Origin of the sequence: Pseudomonas sp. HMWF006 (genome assembly GCF_003061205.1) — a bacterium.
In the GTDB taxonomy this organism is placed as follows: domain Bacteria; phylum Pseudomonadota; class Gammaproteobacteria; order Pseudomonadales; family Pseudomonadaceae; genus Aquipseudomonas; species Aquipseudomonas monsensis.
Genome location: NZ_QAIU01000307.1, coordinates 5,910 through 7,110 on the forward strand (window position 1 = coordinate 5,910; position 1,201 = coordinate 7,110).

Consider the following 1,201-nt stretch of genomic DNA (forward strand, 5'->3'; position numbering starts at 1 on the left):
AGGGTGTGCAACGAGTTGGCGTAGAGCACCAGTTGCTGATTGGCGCGGGCGGCGTCTTCTTCCAGCGCCTGGCGCTCGGCGTGGCGGATGGCAAGCGTTGCGGCAATGGCCGCGCCGGCGATGATCAGCAGGGTATACAACGACAGACGCAAGGTACGGGAAGTCGGCAGCATGCTGGGCAGATGGATGGCAGGTCGGGCGGGCAAGATAGCATGGGCCGGACGGGTCCGGCGCGCTGTTCGCGCCGGCCATACGGGTCACACAAACGTTTCAAGCTGACTTTGCCGGCGTGGCAGATTCAACCGGGGTTTCGGGATGGGTCTGGGTCTCGGTTCGTCGGCGATCGAGCGCTCCAGTTGTTGCAGGCGTTCGCTCACGCCCACTGCCGCGCCGGGAGCGTCGAGTAGCGCCTGAGCGGTCTCCATGACCTTGTCGATGGCGTCGAACGGATCGAGACCGGTCCTCGCCAGCTTCAATACCTGACGTTGCTTTTCAGCATCCAGTGCCCTCAGTTGCGCATAGAACAGATCCTGAACAGGTGCCGCGTAGGTGTTGAGGTTGTCGGTGAAATTCTTGATGCCGTCGATCAGGGCTGTACCCCCGTTGATCAGGTCTTTTGCACCGTCGACCACGCTGGACACCGTCTCGCCTGCTGTATTGAGGCCATCCTTGAGTTCCTGCGTGTGCAGCGTTTGCGCCAGCTTCAAACCCTTCTTGAAAAAGTGGTAACGCAGCAACGGGAAAACGATTGCACCGACGATCGCTCCGACGCCTGTACCGATGGCATTGCCGATCCCGGGGACCGCAGTGCCGATGACGCTGCCAATGGCGATACCTTTGCCGACACCATAAAAGACCGATTTGATGCCGGGCCTGGACTTGATGAACTTGCCGAACGTCATGCTCTTGCGCAGTTCTTCAATGTCGGCGCCTTCGGGAACCAGGCCATCGAATTCGCGGGTTAGATTGTGTAGCTGGTCTGCCGCCGTTTTGGCTTTATCGAATAGCCCGACGGCTTTCTTGACCAGGTTGAAAATGACTTTGGACGTGCCTGTCTGGTCGACATGGACAATCGGGTTGTTGCCGACGAACCCATACAGATTCAGCCCGTCGACGGCTCCCGCCGGATCGGCACTGAGCCAGCGCTGCAGCCATGGCGCGTAGTAGCGCGCACCGTAGTAATACAAACCACTGACATCCA

The 1,201-nt window shown here is 59.6% G+C and carries 1 protein-coding gene and 1 pseudogene; both read right to left on the reverse strand.

From position 1 onward, the window contains the following. Window positions 1-173: pseudogene (locus tag DBR24_RS34835) on the reverse strand (hypothetical protein); the annotation flags it as partial. 84 nt (window positions 174-257) lie between these two features. Then, on the reverse strand, window positions 258-1,201 hold a 944-nt coding region (locus DBR24_RS34680; RefSeq protein WP_305888951.1), incomplete at its 5' end, for an RHS repeat-associated core domain-containing protein.